The following is a 16,774-nucleotide window of genomic DNA, read 5'->3' as shown; positions in this document are numbered from 1 at the left end:
CGGCTGAGTGCGAAAATCTCAGCCTTCCAGCTCTTCCCGCAGCATTTCGAGCTCCAGCCACTCCTCTTCCATCTTGGTCAGGCTGGCGCGCAGCTTTTCCATCTCGCTTGCAAGCCGGTTGAAGGCAGCGGGGTCGCGCGTGAAGAGATTGGCATCGGCCATGACAAGTTCGCGCTTGGCGATCTCGGCTTCGGCTTTGGCGATCTCCTTCGGCAGATTGTCAAGCGCGAATTTCTGCTTGAAGGAGAGCTTACTCTTCGAGCCTCCGCCGGAAGCTGCTGTCTCCTGCGTCTTCGGCTTCTCCGCCGCCTTCTCGGCCTTCCTGCGCTCTTCGAGCGCGCCTTTGCGCTGTGCCAGCATATCCGTGTAGCCGCCGGCATATTCGATCCATCGACCGTCGGGCGCATCCGGCACGGCGGGCGCGATCGTCGAGGTCACGGTGCGGTCGAGGAAGTCGCGATCGTGGCTGACGAGGATGACGGTGCCGGGAAAACCGGCGACAATTTCCTGCAAGAGATCGAGCGTCTCGATGTCGAGATCGTTGGTGGGTTCGTCGAGGATCAGGAGATTTGCCGGGCGGGCGAGGATGCGCGCCAGCATCAGCCGGGCGCGCTCGCCGCCGGAGAGGCTTTTGATCGGCGTACGCGCCTGTTCCGGCTGGAACAGGAATTCCTTCATGTAGCCGGTGACATGGCGCTGCTCGCCGTTGACGAGCAGGTTTTCGCCGCGCCCCTCCGTCAGGTAGTTCGCGAGCGTATCCTCGGGGTCGAGGTCCTCTCGCTTCTGGTCGAGGGTGGCGATCTCCAGATTGGTGCCGAGCTTAATGGTGCCGCTGTCCGGCGAAAGCTGGCCGGTCAGCATCCTCAGGAGTGTCGTCTTGCCGGCGCCGTTCGGCCCGACGAGACCGATGCAATCGCCGCGGTGCACGCGGATCGAGAACGGCGTGACGATTGCCCGGCTGCCGAAGCTCTTGGTGATCTTCTCGGCCTCGATCACCAGCTTGCCGGATTCCTGGGCGTCCGAAATGGCGGCCTGGACCGTGCCCTGCGGCCCTTTGTGGCCGCGATATTGGGAACGCATCGTCTGCAGCTCGCCAAGACGGCGCATGTTGCGTTTGCGCCGGGCAGTGACGCCGTAGCGCAGCCAGTGTTCCTCGCGCTCAATTGCCTTGCCGAGCTTGTGCTGCTCAAGCTCCTCGGCCTCCAGCACCTGGTCGCGCCAGGCTTCGAAATGTGCAAAGCCCCTGTCGAGCCGGCGCGAGGTGCCGCGGTCGAGCCAGACGGTCGCGGTGGAAACCTTTTCGAGGAAACGACGGTCGTGCGAAATCAGCACGAGGGCGCTGCGAGTTTTCTGCAGCTCGCCTTCCAGCCATTCGATGGTCGGCAGGTCGAGATGGTTGGTCGGCTCGTCGAGCAGAAGAATGTCGGGCTCTGGCGCCAGCACGCGGGCAAGCGCGGCCCGGCGAGATTCGCCGCCGGAAAGGGTGTTCGGATCTTCCTCGCCGGTGAGGCCGAGATGCGACAGGAGATAGACCACGCGATAGGGGTCGTCGCCCGGTCCCAACCCAGCCTCGGCATAGGCCTGTACCGTGCTGAAACCGGCAAAATCCGGTGCCTGTTCGAGATAACGCACCGTCGAGGAGGGATGGCGGAAGACTTCGCCGGACTGCGCCTCGACCATACCGGCGGCGATCTTCAACAGCGTCGATTTTCCCGAGCCGTTGCGCCCGACGAGACAGATCTTGTCGCCGGGCTCGACCTGCAGGGAAGCACCCGCCAGCAACGGCGCGCCGCCAAAGCTCAGGAAGATATCGTCGAGTTTCAGAATGGGAGGGGCCAAAAATCAGACTCCGGAAAGATCATAGGGTCGGGCAAGCACGATCGCCCGGCCGCTCTTGAGCGAAAAGCGAACCTTGCCTTCCGCGACGTTGGAAATTGTGCGTGACGAGCCGAAAGGCAGCTGGAAATCTGCGAGCTGATAACGCGCATTCTCGATGGAAAGCCCCTTCAGCTCGCTGAACCCGGAGACTGAGAACAGGCTGCCTTTGGGAAGGTCCAACTCGATCGTGCCGGCAAGCAGCGGCACAGCCTCTTCCTTGCCAGAGGTCAGCAGCACGTCGAAACCCTCTTCAGCAAGGCCAACGGCCGACAGCAGGTGCTGAAGCGCGTGGTCGGAGCGTTCGCCGGCGAGCGCGCCGGCCAGGATGAGCCGCCGCGCGCCCCGGGCGACCGCTTCCGATACGGCGATTTCGCCGTCTGTTGCCGCCTTCGCTGCGGGATAGGGCAGTTTCGGCACATCGAGAAAATCCCCTTCGAGCTCGGGGGGCGTCGAATCGAAATCGCCGACCCAGAGCTCAGGGATGACACCAAGCGCCATCGCATGCCGCATGCCGCCATCGGCCGCGATGAAGCGGCTGCCGCCGATGGCGCGGCGCAGGCGCTCCGTCGGGCTGAGTTCGCCGCCGAGCAGAATGGTGAAGGTGGATTGGCTCATGGGCACTGCCCTTAGCGCAAACGGGGGGGCGAGGGGAAGAGGCACCGACAGATCGGCGCCGCCACCTCAGCCCGGCGTATCCTTGTCACGCGACAGGAATATCGCCTCGTAACCGGTGATGAAGCGCTCGAAGAGCGTCGCGAAGCGCTCGACATCCGCCGCTGGCCAGTCGGAGACGATCTCGGAGATGATGGCCATTTTCTGCGCGTGGATCTCGGCAAGCAGCGCCTGGCCGGCGTCGGTGATGACCACGACGATCCGCCGTGCATCCGCCTGGGAGGCCTCACGGCGCAACACGTTGCGTCCGACCATCTCGGCCACCACCCGGCTGGCGCGCGACGGGTCGATGCGCAGCATCTCGGCGATCATGCCGACGGTGACCTCGCCGACTGGCTCAGCCCGCCGCACGGCGTCGAGCACGTCGAGATGGGAAAGTTCAAGGCCCGGCGCGGCACTCTGGATCGCCAGCCTGCCGATAAGCCGCCGCCCGGTCATCAGACGCATGCGCGCCATGCTCCGGCCAATGCGAGGCAGGTTCTCGTCGTCCGGCTCGGCCCGGCGGTTGAACAGAATCTTCGTCAGGGTCTCGTTCATGACGGAATCATAACAGAGCGGGCGTCAAAATTGAATATGTCGAGGTCATTCATATGCCATTGACAATTACATGCTGATAGCACATAAAGCGGGTCGAACCGGAAATACGCCCTCATGGACATGCAACCCGCGTCTGCGCCGCTCGTGACGGATCCCCGTCGCCGGCTTATCCTCTTCTTCTTTCTGATGACCGCCATGTTCATGGCGACACTTGATAATCAGATCGTCTCCACGGCGCTGCCGACAATCGTTGGCGAGTTCGGCCATCTCGAACGTTTCGGCTGGATCGGCTCGGCCTACCTCCTGGCGCTCAGCGCCGTCATGCCGCTCTACGGCAAGCTCGGCGATCTTTTCGGCCGCAAGTATGTGATGATGACCGCGATCGCAATCTTCACCGCCGGCTCCGCGGTCTGTGGCCTCGCCGTCTCGATGAACACGCTGATCGCCGCGCGTGTGCTGCAGGGTCTCGGTGGTGGCGGGATCATGGTATCGATCTTTGCCGTCAACGCCGATCTGTTCGAGCCGCGTGAGCGGGCGCGCTATCAAAGCTACTCCAGCCTCGTGCTGATGGCTTCGGGCGCGATCGGCCCGGTGCTCGGAGGGACGATGAGCGACCTCTTCGGCTGGCGCTCGATCTTCCTCGTCAACGTGCCGATCGGTTTCATCGTACTGGCCGGCCTTGCTTTCATGCTGCCCTACCGCAAGCCGAATCGACGCCCGAAGATCGATTATGCCGGCGCGCTCCTGATCGCGCTCACGACGACGAGCATCGTGCTTGCCACAGACAGCAGCGAATTGTTCGGTTCGTTGATTTCACCACAGAGCATGGGGATCGTCGCCTTCGGCGTCGTCTGCGCCGTGAGCTGGGTGTTCGTCGAGCGTCGCGCGCCGGAGCCGATCGTCCCCCTGCAGCTCTTTCGCAACTCGACTTTCAGTCTGCTCCTGGTGATATCGGTCATGGGAGGTGCGATCGCCATCGGCATGGTCAACTATCTCGCTCTCTTCCTGCAGACGACGACCGGCCTTTCGCCATCGGCCGCCGGCCTTCTGTTCATCCTGCTGACCGGTGGTCTCGTCTGCGGATCGCTGTCCGCCGGCCGTATCATCTCGATGACCGGCCGCTACAAACCCTTCGCTATCGCAAGCTTCACCTGCAGCGCTACTGCCTTCGCGCTGATGTCGCAGGTCCACGCGGGAACGCCGATCGCCTTCATCGGCGCGATCATGATGCTGCATGGCATCGGCATCGGTCTTGCGCAGCAGGTTCCCGTCATCGGCGTGCAGAATGCCGCACCGGCCCGCGACGTCGGCGCCGCGACCGGCTCGGTCACGCTCTCTCGCATGGGTGGCGCCTCGATCGCCATCTCAATCTACGGCGCCATCATCGCCTCCGGCCTCGGCAAGGTCGGCGCTCCCATTCCCGGCGCTGCCGATATCGAAAAGCTCACGCCGAAAATGATGGCCGCCCTCCCCGAAGCCAGCCGCCGGGCTGTCGCTGATATCTATGCCGCCGCCTTCTCGCCTCTTTTCATGACTTCCTGCGCGATTGCCGTAATCGGCCTTGCCGCCGCCATGATGCTGAAACCCGTGCAGTTGCCCCGCGCCAGCGAAACGAAGCGACCGCAACCGGCCACGGCGGAAGCAGCGGAATAACCTGCCGGCGTGTAGGGGTCATATTCACCGGCACGCGTCCCTTGTGGCAGTCATAACTAGTAGTTGCAGTTTTCCCGTAGTGCTGCCGCTTTCCGTCCGGTTGTCTCAATCACTCCGTTCTTTTTCCGCGCCGTCGACAAATCTGCGCGTCGTGACGGAACTTTCGCCATAATTTCATTCGAGCGAAGGGAGACCTTGATGTCCGAGGCTTGCCAAAATGCAACGGCGCCACAATTAAACAGAGTTTCGCTATGCAACCGATGCGAAAATCAGCTACAGCAACGACTTGTATCGGCCTAGAGTGCAGCGCGAGATCAGGGGTGCGCACCTGTTGAGTTCCCCTTGCCAAGGCCGGTCCCAATCTGCGGTAAACCGGCAAAACAGCGACATGATGCGGAGAACCAGACTGGACAGCTTGACGACGTGGAAATCGCCCGCGCTTTCCAGTGATGCCATCTCCGCGACGCGTCGCTTCGCCCGTCGCCTCGTGCTGCTTTCAACCGTCGCGGTGGCGTTGAACGGGTGTCAGTCGCTGATCGAACAATCCTACCAGCCGAGCATCTCGCCTTCCTCCAATCCCCAGATCGTTGACGAGGTGCAGAAGAACGATCCCCGTGCGGCGATGGGCGCCCGGGAGCATCCGCGTATCGTGGCGAGTTACGGCGGCGAATATAAGGATGCCAAGACCGAGCGCCTCGTCGCCCGCATCGCCGGCGCGCTGACGGCGGTGTCGGAAAATCCGAGTCAGTCCTACCGGATCACCATCCTGAACTCGCCCGCGATCAACGCCTTCGCGCTGCCAGGCGGTTACCTCTACGTCACCCGTGGCCTACTCGCCCTTGCCAACGACGCCTCGGAAGTCGCCGCTGTGCTGTCGCACGAAATGGGCCACGTGACGGCGAATCACGGTATCGAGCGGCAGAAGCGCGAGGAAGCCGAAGTCATTGCCAGCCGCGTCGTCGCCGAGGTCCTCTCCAGCGATATAGCCGGCAAGCAGGCGCTTGCCCGGGGCAAGCTGCGGCTTGCCGCCTTCTCTCGTCAACAGGAGCTGCAGGCCGATGTCATCGGCGTGCGCATGCTCGGCGAAGCCGGATACGACCCCTATGCCGCCGCCCGCTTCCTCGATTCCATGGCGGCGTACAGCCGCTTCATGTCGGTAGACCCGGAAGCCGACCAGAGCCTCGATTTCCTCTCGAGCCATCCGAATTCCGCTCAGCGCATCGAGCTTGCCCGCACACATGCGCGCGCTTTCGGCCAGGAAGGGACCGTCGGCGACAAGGGCCGCGATTATTATCTCGACGGCATAGACGGCCTGCTCTACGGCGACAGCCCGGAAGAAGGATACGTGCGCGGTCAGACTTTCCTGCATGGCGGCCTCGGCATCCGCTTCGACGTGCCGGCGGACTTCAAGATCGACAACAAGGTCGAGGCCGTAATGGCCACCGGCCCCAACGACATCGCCGTCCGCTTCGATGGCGTCGCCGACAACCAGAACCAGAGCCTCACAAATTATATCTCCAGCGGCTGGGTGACCGGCCTCGATCCATCGACCATTCAGCAAATCACTGTCAATGGCATGGAAGCAGCCACCGCGCGCGCAAGTGCCGACCGCTGGGATTTCGATGTCACCGTCATTCGCAACAATGCGCAGATCTTCCGGTTTCTGACCGCCGTGCCGAAAGGCAGCGGCGCCCTCGAACCGACGGCCAATGTTTTGCGCGCCAGTTTCCGACGCATGACCCCGGCGGAAGCCGCCTCGCTGAAGCCGCTGCGCATTCGCGTCGTTGCCGTCCGGCCCGGCGAGAACATATCGACCCTCGCTGCCCGGATGATGGGCACAGACCGAAAGCTGGATCTCTTCAAGCTCATCAATGCCTTGCCGACGGGTGCGGCGGTTTCCCCTGGCGATCGCGTCAAAATCATCGCTGAATAAAAAAGCCCGGCTTGCGCCGGGCCAGTCAGTGCTGCTGGAGGGTAAAGGGTTCATGCGTAGGCCGCCATATGCGGGTCGGCGCTGACCAGTGCGCTACGAAGCTTTTCCATCGCCCGGCTTTCGATCTGGCGCACGCGCTCCTTGGAAATGCCGAGATCAGCGCCGAGCTCTTCGAGCGTGGCGCCGTCTTCCGCCAGGCGCCGGGCGCTGATGATCTTCATCTCGCGTTCGTTGAGATGTTTCAGCGCCGAAGCGAGCCAGACGCGGCGGCGCTCGCCGTCGATCATATTGGAAACCTGCTCGTCCGGCAGCGGATCGTCGCTGACGAGAAAATCCATCTTCTCCGCGCTTTCAGCGTCGCCGGAGACGGAGGGCGCCTGAAGCGAAGCGTCGTTGCCGGAAAGCCTAGCATCCATGGTCTGCACATCGGCAAGGCTGACGCCAAGAGCCGCGGCGATTTCCTGATGGATGGATTGCAGCGTCAGCTGCGTATCGCCCCTGGCGAGCTTGGCGCGCAGGCGGCGCAGATTGAAGAACAGCGCCTTCTGTGCCGAGCTGGTGCCGCCGCGCACGATCGACCAGTTGCGCAGGATATAGTCTTGGATCGACGCCCTGATCCACCAACTGGCATACGTCGAAAAGCGCACGTCACGTTCCGGTTCGAAACGCGCGGCGGCCTCAAGCAGACCGACATAGCCCTCTTGCACGAGATCGCTCATCGGCAAACCGAAGTTGCGAAACTTGCCGGCCATGGAGATAACCAGACGCATATGCGCCATGGCGATTTGGTTGCGGGCACCGCGATCATCGTGATCTTTCCAGCGGGTGGCGAGATCGTGCTCTTCCTGACGGGCGAGATAGGGGGCGGCCATCGCGATTTTGATCATGCGCCGATCTGCAGACATGTTCTTCATTTCGATCTCCCGAAACAGGCCTTCGCCCTCAAAATGAACAATAAAACTCACCTTCCGGAACATCGCTGTCCGGACCGAATGGGGTTCCGAATGCAAAAAGCCTCACCCCTGGACTTTTCAGGGGGAGGCCCTATCTCTCACCATGTGCCGCTAAGACGGCCGGGCTGGATCTGTTTCTTCACGTTGCCGAACGGGCAATATTGAAAAGGCATGATCCGCTCCTTACCGAATATAGACGGAATAGCAGTTCGCCCGACGAGCAAGCGTCCGACGAGCAGTCCGCAGTTACGTTTGATAAACGCGGCAAGCCGAAAAAAGTTCCAATAAAAAAACCCGGCGCGATGGCCGGGTTTTTTCCGCAAGAAACAGGATTGCCTTATGCGGCTTCGTCCTGCGAATCGTCTTCTTCGATAGCTTTGCCGCGCTTGGGACCCTTGTTGAGGTTGGTCTCGACGAGGCGGACGGCTTCAGTTTCCGACATCTTGTTGACAGCTGCGATTTCGCGCGCCATTCGATCGAGAGCTGCCTCGTAGAGCTGGCGCTCGGAATAGGACTGCTCAGGCTGGTTCTCTGCCCGATAGAGATCACGCACGACTTCAGCGATGGAAATCAGATCGCCGGAATTGATCTTGGCGTCATATTCCTGGGCACGACGGGACCACATGGTGCGCTTGACGCGCGCCTTCCCCTGCACAACCTTCAATGCACGATCGACGAAATCCGTTTCCGAAAGCTTGCGCATCCCGATGCTCATCGCCTTCGCGACGGGAACCTTCAGGCGCATCTTGTCCTTCTCGAAATCGATAACGAAAAGTTCGAGCTTCATGCCGGCAACTTCTTGCTCTTCGATGGCGGTGATGGTACCGACGCCATGAGCGGGGTAGACGATCGATTCACCGGTCTTGAAGCCGTGACGTGCTGTAGAAGGTTTTTTCTGCTGAGTCGTCATTCTATTCAAAAACTCCCTGTTACGCTTCCGGCGGCGGCCGGAGCCGGGTCAGTCAGGCCCGGTTGAGACGGTTGCATCCGTCGGGTGACTTCACTCTGATCCCATCAGGCAAAAGCAAGGACTTCTTGCGCGTGATCTAGGGACCCGGCGCTCAAAGCTTTGATATGTCACGGAAACCGCGTACGGATTGGTTTTGCTTTCGTGATGGTTTTGGGCATGCGCCATGCCACAAATGGAACAGTAGGCGGAACCTACCACAAAAATATGAGGAAATCAATAATTTGCTTCGTCTGAGTCATGCGGGCAACACACATCACCCATATGCCACACGCAGGATTTAAAACGTTTCACCGCATGGCCGCTCAAACGCGGCGGCCGAATTGCGCAGCCGTCTTAGTCGCCGGAACCGGGTTTTTCGGAGAAGTATTTCTCGAATTTCCCGGTCTGGCCGTCCATTTCCTTGGCCTCCGGCAGCGGGTCCTTCTTGACCGTAATGTTCGGCCAAATGCTGGCATACTCGGTGTTGATCTTCAGCCACTTGTCCAGGCCCGGCTCGGTATCCGGCTTGATTGCCTCGGCGGGACATTCGGGCTCGCAGACGCCGCAATCGATGCATTCGTCGGGATGGATGACGAGGAAGTTCTCGCCTTCATAAAAGCAGTCTACAGGGCAGACTTCCACGCAATCGGTGTATTTGCACTTGATGCAATTGTCGGTCACGACATAGGTCATGAAGAACTCCAGGATTTCCATGATGGGGCCGGGCAACCTGGAACGTCGCGCCTATCCCCGTGCCGGACGAAGCGTGGACAGGCTTGGGCAGCAAGCCCGCTTCCGGCAGGTTGTCAGTGACGTATCGGCTTTGGCGCCGGATTTCAAGGACAAACGATCTGCAAAAGCCGCCGCAACGGAGAGAGTTTTCTAATCCTCATCCGACATCAGCCTGTCGATTGCACGTCTTTCCTTTTTGGTCGGACGACCGGTGCCGGTGGCACGGGTCGCTTGCTCAAATGGTGTGAGACGTTTTGTCTCATCCGGCGGCGGGGATTGGTCGTCGTAGAGCATGCGCGCCTCCTCATAGGGACCCCGCCGCTCCCCGGCGAGACGCACGATGAGGATGACGTCGCGTCGCTCCAGCGTCAACTCGACGCGGTCGCCGGGCTTGACCATCTGGCTCGGGTGACTGCAGCGCTCACCATTGATGCGCACGTGCCCCGATTGGACATGGCTCTGGGCCAGCGAGCGCGACTTCACCATGCGCGTGAAGAACAGCCACTTGTCGATGCGCTGGCGCGAACCGCTTGCCGGCTGTGTCTCCCCGCCCATGATTACTTCTTCATCTGTTCCTTGAGGGCTGCGAGCTTGGCGAATGGCGAATCCGGATCGATCGGCTTCTCCTTGCGCGGCGGCTTGGCTTCGAAGCGCAGCGGCTGGGCCCCGCGATTGTTATTGCGGTCGTTACGGTCATTGCGATCGTTACGCTCGCCGCGGTCCTTCCGGTCGCCACGGTCCTGACGATCACCGCGCGGCTGGTCCTTGCGCTCGCCCCTTGCCTGCTGCGGCCTGCCGCCGTCGCGGCCGCCACCGTCCTTGCCGCGGCCGTGGCGGTTGTCGCGCCCGTCGCCGCCGCGATTGCCCTCGCCGCCTTCACCACCGTTCGAACGGCGATTGCGCTCGCCGCGCTCCTGGTTCTGGCCGCCACGGCGTTCGCCATGGCCGCCACGTGCCTGGCGATGATTGTCATTGCGGCCGCCGAGACGCCACAGGAGAACCGGCTTTGGCTCCGCCGGCTCACCAGCTTCCCCGGAAGCGGCAGCCTCTGGCGAAGCGGTTGCCTCGGTCACTTCGGCTGCAGCGTTGCCGTCGTTCGCTTCTGTAGCGGGGACGTCGGCTGCCGTCGAAGCCGCCTCGGCTGCGGATGGCTCGGAAGCAGCCTCTTCCGTCGCTCCGTCGGCATCGTCGTGATCGGCTCTTTCCGCCGCTTCTTCCCCGGGTGTCTCCGCGGAGGCGGTGGGGGCTGAAGCTGCGTCCTGCGCCGCAAGATGGGCCGACGCCTCTTCCGCCTTTACGGCATCGGCGCGATAGCCGAGGCCCTTGAGGATCTCTTCCATGTCCTCGAGCGTCGCCCCGAGAATCGACAGCATCGCCGTCGTCGTCGTGAAACGGCGACCGTCATAGGCGCCCTCCGGACGATTGCTCTGACCGGGCTTCCATTGCAGCAGCGGACGGATGATATCGGCAAGTCGCTCCAGAATGTCGATGCGCACGGCGCGCTTGCCGAGGAAGCGGAAGCCGGCGAGCTTGTAGAACATCCGCTCGAAGCTCGGATCGGTGACGACGGAAGTGCGGCCGGCGGCAAGGATGGGGATGAGATCGCCATAGCCGGGCTTGTCGAGACCGTCGTTCTTCAATGCCCAGAGCAGCGTGATGAGTTCGGCCGGTGCCGGCTTCAGAAGCGCCGGAACGAAGATGTGATAGGCCCCGAACCGCACGCCGTATCGGCGCATGGAGGCGCGAGCCTCCTGATCCAGCGACTTCACTTCCTCGGTGACGTCACGGCGGAAGAGCACGCCAAGATTTTCGACCAGCTGGAAGGCGAGTCCCTTGGCGAGACCCTGCAGGTCTTCGGCGCGCGACAGATCGTCCAGCGGCTTCAATACCGTGCTGATGTGATGATTGACGAAACGTTCGATACGAGCGGCGACGTGATCGCGGGCATTGCCGGTCAACTGCTCGTCGGCGAGCAGGATCACGCGCGGCCGCATGACGTGGTCGCTGCCGGAAAGCCGCGCCACCGGATCGCCGAGCCACCGGATCAATCCATCCGAACCGATCGCCAGATCGCTGTTGCCCGCGGCATGCAGCCGGGCCGCACGGGCCTCGAACTCGAGCGCAAGCGCCTTCTGCGACGCAGCCTGAACCGCCTTGGCATCCGGTCCATCCGTTCCCCCCACCGGGGTAAAACGGAATCCGCTCAACTGCCCTACATGATGTCCTTCAACGAAGACATCGCCATTCACACTGATTTCAGCTTCCAGCATCGCATTCTCTCTCAGGCGCTTCATGAGCACAGATGTCCTGCGATCAACAAAGCGTTTCGTCAACCTTTCATGTAACGCATCGGACAATCGATCTTCGATTTCCCGCGTCTTTTCCTGCCAATGTGTCGGATCGGCCAGCCAGCCGGGCCGATTCGAGACATAGGTCCAGGTCCTTATCTGCGCGATTCGCGCCGAAAGCGTGTCAATTTCTCCGTCAGTTCGATCCGCGCGATGAACCTGCTCCGCGAGAAACTGCTCGTTCACCGTGCCATAGCGCACGAGATCGGAAAAGAGGGTCGAAATAAGATCGGCATGTTGTGCCGGAGTGATACGCCGGTAGTCGGGCAGCGCGCAAGCCTCCCAGAGTTTTTCGACGCGGGCCGGCCTGTCGGCGAGGTCGATCACCTCGGGGTAGCGCGAAAGCTGCTCGAGCGCCTGCTGGTCGACCGCGGGGAGGGCCCGCGTCAGCCCCGGCACGCGCGGCCCTGCCTCGAGACTGGCGCGAAGCGAATGAATCGAGGAGAAGTCCATCTCGGTCGTGCGCCACTGCAGGACTTTGACGTTGTCGAATTCGTGCCCTTCGATGCGCTGCACCAGCTCATCGTCGAAAGGCGAGACCTGCCCGGTGACACCGAAAGTTCCGTCGCGCACGTGCCGCCCCGCACGTCCGGCGATCTGGCCGAGTTCACCCGGATTGAGGTTGCGGAACTGGTAGCCGTCGAATTTTCTGTCCTGGGCGAAAGCGACGTGATCGACATCGAGATTGAGCCCCATGCCGATCGCGTCGGTTGCCACCAGATATTCGACGTCGCCCGCCTGATAGAGCGCCACCTGCGCATTGCGGGTGCGCGGGCTCAGCGCCCCCAGCACGACAGCCGCGCCGCCGCGCTGCCGGCGGATGAGCTCGGCAATGGCATAAACCTCGTCGGCGGAAAAGGCGACAACGGCCGAGCGTTGCGGCAGGCGGGTGATCTTCTTTTGGCCGGCGTAAAGGAGATGCGAAAGCCGCGGTCGCTCGACGATCGTGATCCCCGGCAGGATATGCTGCAGGATCGGCCGCATCGTCGCAGCTCCCAGAAGCAGCGTTTCATCGCGGCCGCGAAGATGCAGGATGCGATCTGTGAAGATATGGCCGCGCTCGAGATCCCCGGCGAGCTGCACCTCGTCGATCGCGACGAAGGCGGCTTTGGTCTCCCGCGGCATCGCTTCGACCGTGCAGACGGAAAAACGCGCATTGGGCGGCGAAATCTTTTCTTCGCCCGTGACCAGCGCCACGTTCTGCAGACCGACCTTCTCCACCACCCGCGTATAGACCTCGCGGGCCAAGAGCCTGAGCGGCAGGCCGATCACGCCGGTCCCGTGTGCGACCATGCGCTCGATGGCATAATGGGTCTTGCCGGTATTGGTTGGTCCGAGCACCGCGGTTACACCGCGCCCACTCAGAATCATCGGCTGCGAAGTCAGAGTCATGGTCCATGCAATTGAGGCAGACCGCCCCAGGAAAAGTTTTGCCATCTCGACGGAGGCACAGAACACATGGACAGCTGCCGCCGCAAACGCAAGGGCAGATTTCAAAATGCGTCGGGGATTACGACCTTTGCGAGTCGTTCTGAAGGTTCGCATCTCCGATTCGGAACAGCGTGAGAACGAATCAGAGACGAATCGCTGACTCTGGCTGATTCAGCTTTTGTTCACGGCTAAGTATTGATTTTGAATCACTTTTTTCTACTAAATGCTGAATCGCGGGACTCTCTCGTTCTCGCATTTTGTCAAAGTGCCGGTTGTCTACCATGCACTTTTTGCCAAGTAAGAATCCGCTGCAAATTAACCCCTCGATCAAATCCGGAACGAATCGGAGACGAATCGCCGACCTTACCGGTTTCACCTTCCGTTCACGGCAAGATCTGGTGGCGGCGTCATGCTCCGCCGCTAGATGAGGGGCGAGCGACAAGGTCTCGCGACTGATGTCTGACGTGGGCGTTAATCTTCCGGCAGCCAAATTCACGCAGCGTCAAGCTCGGCACGCTCGCGCCCTGGGTCCGACCAAAAACGGAACGAACCGCCGACGAATCGGAGACATCGAGACTTTCTGGCTTTGTTCACCGCAACATATTGTACTAAAAGGATTTTTTAACCATACTGACGATTTGTGGGGATGACGGATCGCAAACCATGAATCGCATTGCGTCCTAATTCAGCGCCTAACCGGGAACAAAAATCGCCAATGCGTGTTTCTTGTCCATCCAGATTGCGGATGAAAATGAAGGAAAAACACCATGCTTGGCACGATACTTCTCGTAATCCTCATTCTGCTCTTGATCGGAGCCCTGCCGAATTGGGGTTATAGCCGTGGCTGGGGCTATGGACCTTCTGGCGGTTTGGGGCTAGTTCTCGTCATTATCATTATCCTTGTACTAATGGGCCGCATCTAAAGCCCAACAACCTGGGGAGTTACGACATGATGAAGAAGATTGTTCTTGTTGGCGCGCTCGTGGGCGCTCTCGCATCCTGCACGGCGACCGAGCAGGGCACAGCGATCGGCGCCGGGACCGGTGCGGTCATCGGCGGTGCGGTCACCAACAGCTGGGGTGGTGCCGCGGTCGGCGCAGTTGCCGGCGGTCTGACCGGTGCCCTGATTGGCCAGTCGGTTGAACGCCGCGGCTACTGCATCTATCGCGACCGTTACGGCCGCCGCTACGAGGCCCGTTGCCGCTAACCGGCAGCATCATATCGGACTCCCAACGGGCGCACTGGCGCCCGTTTTTCTTTGTCGCTGACGCGCGTCAACACGGCGTTGACAGTCGGTCGCGAAAGCGGAACCTACCGGCACCCGTCAGACGGGGCCATATTCCTTGACAAGCGCAAGGCAGTCAAACTGCCCGGCCATCTGAAAGGAATGCTTCCATGGCCCAGATTATCCTGAATTTCACCGTCCCCGTTTTCATCGCTTCGGTCTTCCTGACGATGGCGATGCCAACCCTTGCCGGCAAAGATCGCTCACTGCAGAAAGTGCCGGCCACGATTCGGACAAGGCTCAATCAAAACCGCGATCGCCGTTTCTGACTGTCTGAAGAGCATGGGTGCGGTCACCGCTACGGCAGATTGCAAAAGCGCCTCCGACCGGAGGCGCTTTTGTTTTGGTCGGACTAATGATCGCCTTGAAAGTTGCGACGCGCTCTAAACGAAGAATTGCCCGCCATTGGCCGTCAGCGTCGAACCGGTGATGAAGCCGGCATCGTCGGAGACGAGGAAGGTAACGCAACGCGCAATCTCTTCCGGTTCGCCGAGACGACCGACGGGGATCTGCGGAATGATGCGCTCGTTCAGCACTTTCTCCGGCACGGCAAGCACCATCTCCGTTCCGATATAACCTGGGCAGATGGCATTGACGGTGATGTTTTTGGCCGCCCCTTCCTGGGCAAGCGCCTTGGTAAAGCCCAGATCGCCCGCCTTGGCCGCCGAATAGTTCGCCTGACCCATCTGGCCCTTCTGGCCGTTGATCGACGAGATATTGACGATGCGGCCGAAGTTGCGGTCGCGCATGCCGCTCCAGACCTGGTGCGTCATGTTGAATAGGCCGGTCAGGTTGGTGTTGATCACCTCGTGCCACTGCTGAGGCGTCATTTTGTGGAACATCGCGTCGCGGGTGATGCCGGCATTGTTGATGAGGATTTCCACCGGTCCGATCTCGCGCTCGACCCTGATGATCCCCTCACCGCAGGCAGCGTAGTCCGAAACATCCCATTTGAATACCGCAACGCCGGTGACGTCATGGAAGGCTCGGGCCTTCTCCTCATTGCCGGCATAAGTGGCCGCTACCCTGTAGCCGGCATTTTTCAGCGCCATGGATATCGCCGCGCCGATGCCGCGTGTACCTCCAGTGACCAGAGCCACTCTGCTCATGTTCCGCTCCCCCTCTCTGTTTTCGGCCGCTCGTGGCGGCATTTCAATCGATGATGGATCAGGTGCTGTTCAAAGTGCCTCAAAGCACATGGCGACGCCCATGCCGCCGCCAATGCACAGCGTGGCAAGGCCCTTCCTCGCGCCCCGGCGCTTCATCTCGAATAGCAGCGTGTTGAGAATGCGCGCACCGGAGGCGCCGATCGGATGGCCGATCGCGATCGCGCCGCCATTGACGTTGACGATCGAGGGATCCCAACCGAGATCCTTGCTGACAGCGCAAGCCTGCGCCGCAAAGGCCTCGTTGGCCTCGACGAGATCGAGATCGTTCACGGACCAGCCGGCCTTTTCGAGCGCCTTGCGCGACGCCGGAATCGGGCCGGTGCCCATGATCGACGGATCGACGCCCGCCGTTGCCCAGGAGACGATGCGGGCAAGCGGCTGAATGCCGCGCCGGGCCGCTTCCGCCTCGCTCATCAGCACGGCCGCGGCAGCGCCGTCATTGAGGCCGGAGGCATTGGCGGCGGTGACCGTGCCTTCCTTGTCGAAGGCGGGACGGAGTTTCGCCATCGCCTCAAGCGTTGCGCCGTGGCGGATATATTCGTCGGCATCGACGGTCACTTCGCCTTTACGCGTCTGGATAATGTAGGGAATGATCTCGTCGGCAAAACGGCCAGCCTTCTGCGCCGCCTCCGCCTTGTTCTGCGACGCGACGGCGAACTGATCCTGGTCGTCGCGCGACAGTTGCCACTGCCGCGCGATGTTCTCGGCGGTGATGCCCATGTGGTAGCCGTGGAAGGCATCGGTCAGGCCGTCTTTGATCATCGTGTCGACCATCTTCATGTCGCCCATCTTGACGCCGCCGCGCAGATGCGCGGCATGCGGCGCCATCGACATGGATTCCTGACCGCCGGCAACGATGATGTTGGCATCGCCGGTGGCAATCTGCTGCATGCCAAGCGCGACTGCGCGAAGCCCGGAGCCGCAGAGCTGATTGACGCCCCAGGCCGTCGTTTCCTTAGGAAGGCCGGCCTTGATCGCCGCCTGGCGGGCCGGGTTCTGGCCTTCGCCCGCGGCCAGCACCTGGCCGAGGATCACCTCATCAACCTCGCCGGCGTCGACGCCGGCGCGCGCGAGCGCGCCCTTGATGACGGCCGCGCCGAGTTCATGTGCAGGGACCGTTGCAAAAGCGCCGTTGAACGAGCCGACGGCTGTCCGACCTGCACTGGCGATGACGACGGATGAATTGCTCATGGGGAGGCTCCTCGTTTTTCGTCCCACTTACATAAGGGGAAAC

The 16,774-nt window shown here is 61.5% G+C and carries 15 protein-coding genes; 5 read left to right on the top strand and 10 right to left on the bottom strand.

All coding sequences use genetic code 11. From position 1 onward, the window contains the following. Positions 1-18: 18 nt before the first annotated feature. The 3 genes from J2J98_RS20505 to J2J98_RS20495 all read right to left on the bottom strand — a co-directional run bounded on the left by J2J98_RS20505 (position 19) and on the right by J2J98_RS20495 (position 3,087). A complete protein-coding gene (locus J2J98_RS20505) occupies positions 19-1,839 on the bottom strand; it encodes an ABC-F family ATP-binding cassette domain-containing protein (protein WP_207601971.1) in 1,821 nt (606 codons plus the stop codon). 3 nt (positions 1,840-1,842) lie between these two features. Further along, positions 1,843-2,493: a thiamine diphosphokinase gene (locus tag J2J98_RS20500; RefSeq protein WP_064712501.1), complete on the bottom strand. Its 651-nt coding sequence runs from the start codon at positions 2,491-2,493 to the stop codon at positions 1,843-1,845. A 66-nt stretch (positions 2,494-2,559) separates the two neighbouring features. Next, positions 2,560-3,087 (bottom strand): MarR family winged helix-turn-helix transcriptional regulator, encoded by a 528-nt coding sequence (locus J2J98_RS20495; RefSeq protein WP_207601970.1) that lies wholly within the window; start codon positions 3,085-3,087, stop codon positions 2,560-2,562. 114 nt (positions 3,088-3,201) lie between these two features. On the opposite strand from J2J98_RS20495, the gene J2J98_RS20490 reads away from it, so the two are divergent. Further along, the gene (locus J2J98_RS20490) at positions 3,202-4,740 is read left to right on the top strand and encodes an MDR family MFS transporter (RefSeq protein WP_207601969.1); all 1,539 of its coding nucleotides are present in this window, start codon (positions 3,202-3,204) and stop codon (positions 4,738-4,740) included. Positions 4,741-5,128: 388 nt separating this feature from the next. Then, positions 5,129-6,673, top strand: a complete 1,545-nt coding sequence (locus J2J98_RS20485; RefSeq protein WP_064708077.1) for a M48 family metalloprotease — start codon at positions 5,129-5,131, stop codon at positions 6,671-6,673. 50 nt (positions 6,674-6,723) lie between these two features. On the opposite strand, the gene J2J98_RS20480 is transcribed toward J2J98_RS20485, so the two are convergent. The 5 genes from J2J98_RS20480 to J2J98_RS20460 form a co-directional block, all read right to left on the bottom strand. Continuing rightward, a complete protein-coding gene (locus J2J98_RS20480) occupies positions 6,724-7,587 on the bottom strand; it encodes an RNA polymerase factor sigma-32 (RefSeq protein ID WP_011427212.1) in 864 nt (287 codons plus the stop codon). A 376-nt stretch (positions 7,588-7,963) separates the two neighbouring features. Further along, positions 7,964-8,536 carry a CarD family transcriptional regulator gene (locus J2J98_RS20475; protein WP_011427211.1) on the bottom strand — a complete coding sequence of 191 codons (573 nt, stop codon included), beginning with the start codon at positions 8,534-8,536 and terminating at the stop codon, positions 7,964-7,966. Positions 8,537-8,929: 393 nt separating this feature from the next. Beyond that, entirely contained in the window at positions 8,930-9,268 is a 339-nt protein-coding gene (fdxA, locus tag J2J98_RS20470) for a ferredoxin FdxA (protein WP_011427210.1), read from the bottom strand. 189 nt (positions 9,269-9,457) lie between these two features. Further along, on the bottom strand, positions 9,458-9,862 hold the full coding sequence (locus tag J2J98_RS20465) for an RNA-binding S4 domain-containing protein (protein WP_064708076.1): 405 nt from the start codon (positions 9,860-9,862) through the stop codon (positions 9,458-9,460). A gap of 2 nt (positions 9,863-9,864) precedes the next feature. Next, positions 9,865-13,047, bottom strand: a complete 3,183-nt coding sequence (locus J2J98_RS20460; protein WP_207601968.1) for a helicase-related protein — start codon at positions 13,045-13,047, stop codon at positions 9,865-9,867. An 806-nt stretch (positions 13,048-13,853) separates the two neighbouring features. Between J2J98_RS20460 and J2J98_RS20455 the strand changes: the two genes are divergently transcribed. From J2J98_RS20455 to J2J98_RS20445, 3 genes are all read left to right on the top strand, one after another. After that, entirely contained in the window at positions 13,854-14,009 is a 156-nt protein-coding gene (locus J2J98_RS20455; protein ID WP_003543790.1) for a DUF3309 family protein, read from the top strand. 26 nt (positions 14,010-14,035) lie between these two features. Further along, a complete protein-coding gene (locus tag J2J98_RS20450) occupies positions 14,036-14,293 on the top strand; it encodes a YMGG-like glycine zipper-containing protein (RefSeq protein WP_064708075.1) in 258 nt (85 codons plus the stop codon). Positions 14,294-14,481: 188 nt separating this feature from the next. Beyond that, entirely contained in the window at positions 14,482-14,640 is a 159-nt protein-coding gene (locus tag J2J98_RS20445; protein WP_207601967.1) for a hypothetical protein, read from the top strand. A gap of 114 nt (positions 14,641-14,754) precedes the next feature. On the opposite strand, the gene phbB is transcribed toward J2J98_RS20445, so the two are convergent. Together phbB and J2J98_RS20435 are read right to left on the bottom strand one after the other, a co-directional pair. Further along, a complete protein-coding gene (gene phbB, locus J2J98_RS20440; protein ID WP_064708074.1) occupies positions 14,755-15,480 on the bottom strand; it encodes a beta-ketoacyl-ACP reductase in 726 nt (241 codons plus the stop codon). Positions 15,481-15,549: 69 nt separating this feature from the next. Further along, the gene (locus J2J98_RS20435; protein ID WP_064708073.1) at positions 15,550-16,731 is read right to left on the bottom strand and encodes an acetyl-CoA C-acetyltransferase; all 1,182 of its coding nucleotides are present in this window, start codon (positions 16,729-16,731) and stop codon (positions 15,550-15,552) included. Positions 16,732-16,774 lie beyond the last annotated feature (43 nt).

Origin of the sequence: Rhizobium bangladeshense, assembly GCF_017357245.1 — a bacterium.
GTDB lineage: Bacteria > Pseudomonadota > Alphaproteobacteria > Rhizobiales > Rhizobiaceae > Rhizobium > Rhizobium bangladeshense.
Note: the sequence above shows the minus strand (reverse complement) of the source record. Positions and strands in the feature narration are given on the sequence as shown.

What these genes read in the sequence shown, in the direction of transcription:
- J2J98_RS20500 (WP_064712501.1), bottom strand. Translation starts at nt 2,493, where the DNA reads ATGAGCCAATCCACCTTCACCATTCTGCTCGGCGGCGAACTCAGCCCG.
- J2J98_RS20495 (WP_207601970.1), bottom strand. Translation starts at nt 3,087, where the DNA reads ATGAACGAGACCCTGACGAAGATTCTGTTCAACCGCCGGGCCGAGCCG.
- J2J98_RS20490 (WP_207601969.1), top strand. Translation starts at nt 3,202, where the DNA reads ATGGACATGCAACCCGCGTCTGCGCCGCTCGTGACGGATCCCCGTCGC.
- J2J98_RS20485 (WP_064708077.1), top strand. Translation starts at nt 5,129, where the DNA reads ATGATGCGGAGAACCAGACTGGACAGCTTGACGACGTGGAAATCGCCC.
- J2J98_RS20480 (WP_011427212.1), bottom strand. Translation starts at nt 7,587, where the DNA reads ATGAAGAACATGTCTGCAGATCGGCGCATGATCAAAATCGCGATGGCC.
- J2J98_RS20475 (WP_011427211.1), bottom strand. Translation starts at nt 8,536, where the DNA reads ATGACGACTCAGCAGAAAAAACCTTCTACAGCACGTCACGGCTTCAAG.
- fdxA (WP_011427210.1), bottom strand. Translation starts at nt 9,268, where the DNA reads ATGACCTATGTCGTGACCGACAATTGCATCAAGTGCAAATACACCGAT.
- J2J98_RS20465 (WP_064708076.1), bottom strand. Translation starts at nt 9,862, where the DNA reads ATGGGCGGGGAGACACAGCCGGCAAGCGGTTCGCGCCAGCGCATCGAC.
- J2J98_RS20460 (WP_207601968.1), bottom strand. Translation starts at nt 13,047, where the DNA reads ATGACTCTGACTTCGCAGCCGATGATTCTGAGTGGGCGCGGTGTAACC.
- J2J98_RS20455 (WP_003543790.1), top strand. Translation starts at nt 13,854, where the DNA reads ATGCTTGGCACGATACTTCTCGTAATCCTCATTCTGCTCTTGATCGGA.
- J2J98_RS20450 (WP_064708075.1), top strand. Translation starts at nt 14,036, where the DNA reads ATGATGAAGAAGATTGTTCTTGTTGGCGCGCTCGTGGGCGCTCTCGCA.
- J2J98_RS20445 (WP_207601967.1), top strand. Translation starts at nt 14,482, where the DNA reads ATGGCCCAGATTATCCTGAATTTCACCGTCCCCGTTTTCATCGCTTCG.
- phbB (WP_064708074.1), bottom strand. Translation starts at nt 15,480, where the DNA reads ATGAGCAGAGTGGCTCTGGTCACTGGAGGTACACGCGGCATCGGCGCG.
- J2J98_RS20435 (WP_064708073.1), bottom strand. Translation starts at nt 16,731, where the DNA reads ATGAGCAATTCATCCGTCGTCATCGCCAGTGCAGGTCGGACAGCCGTC.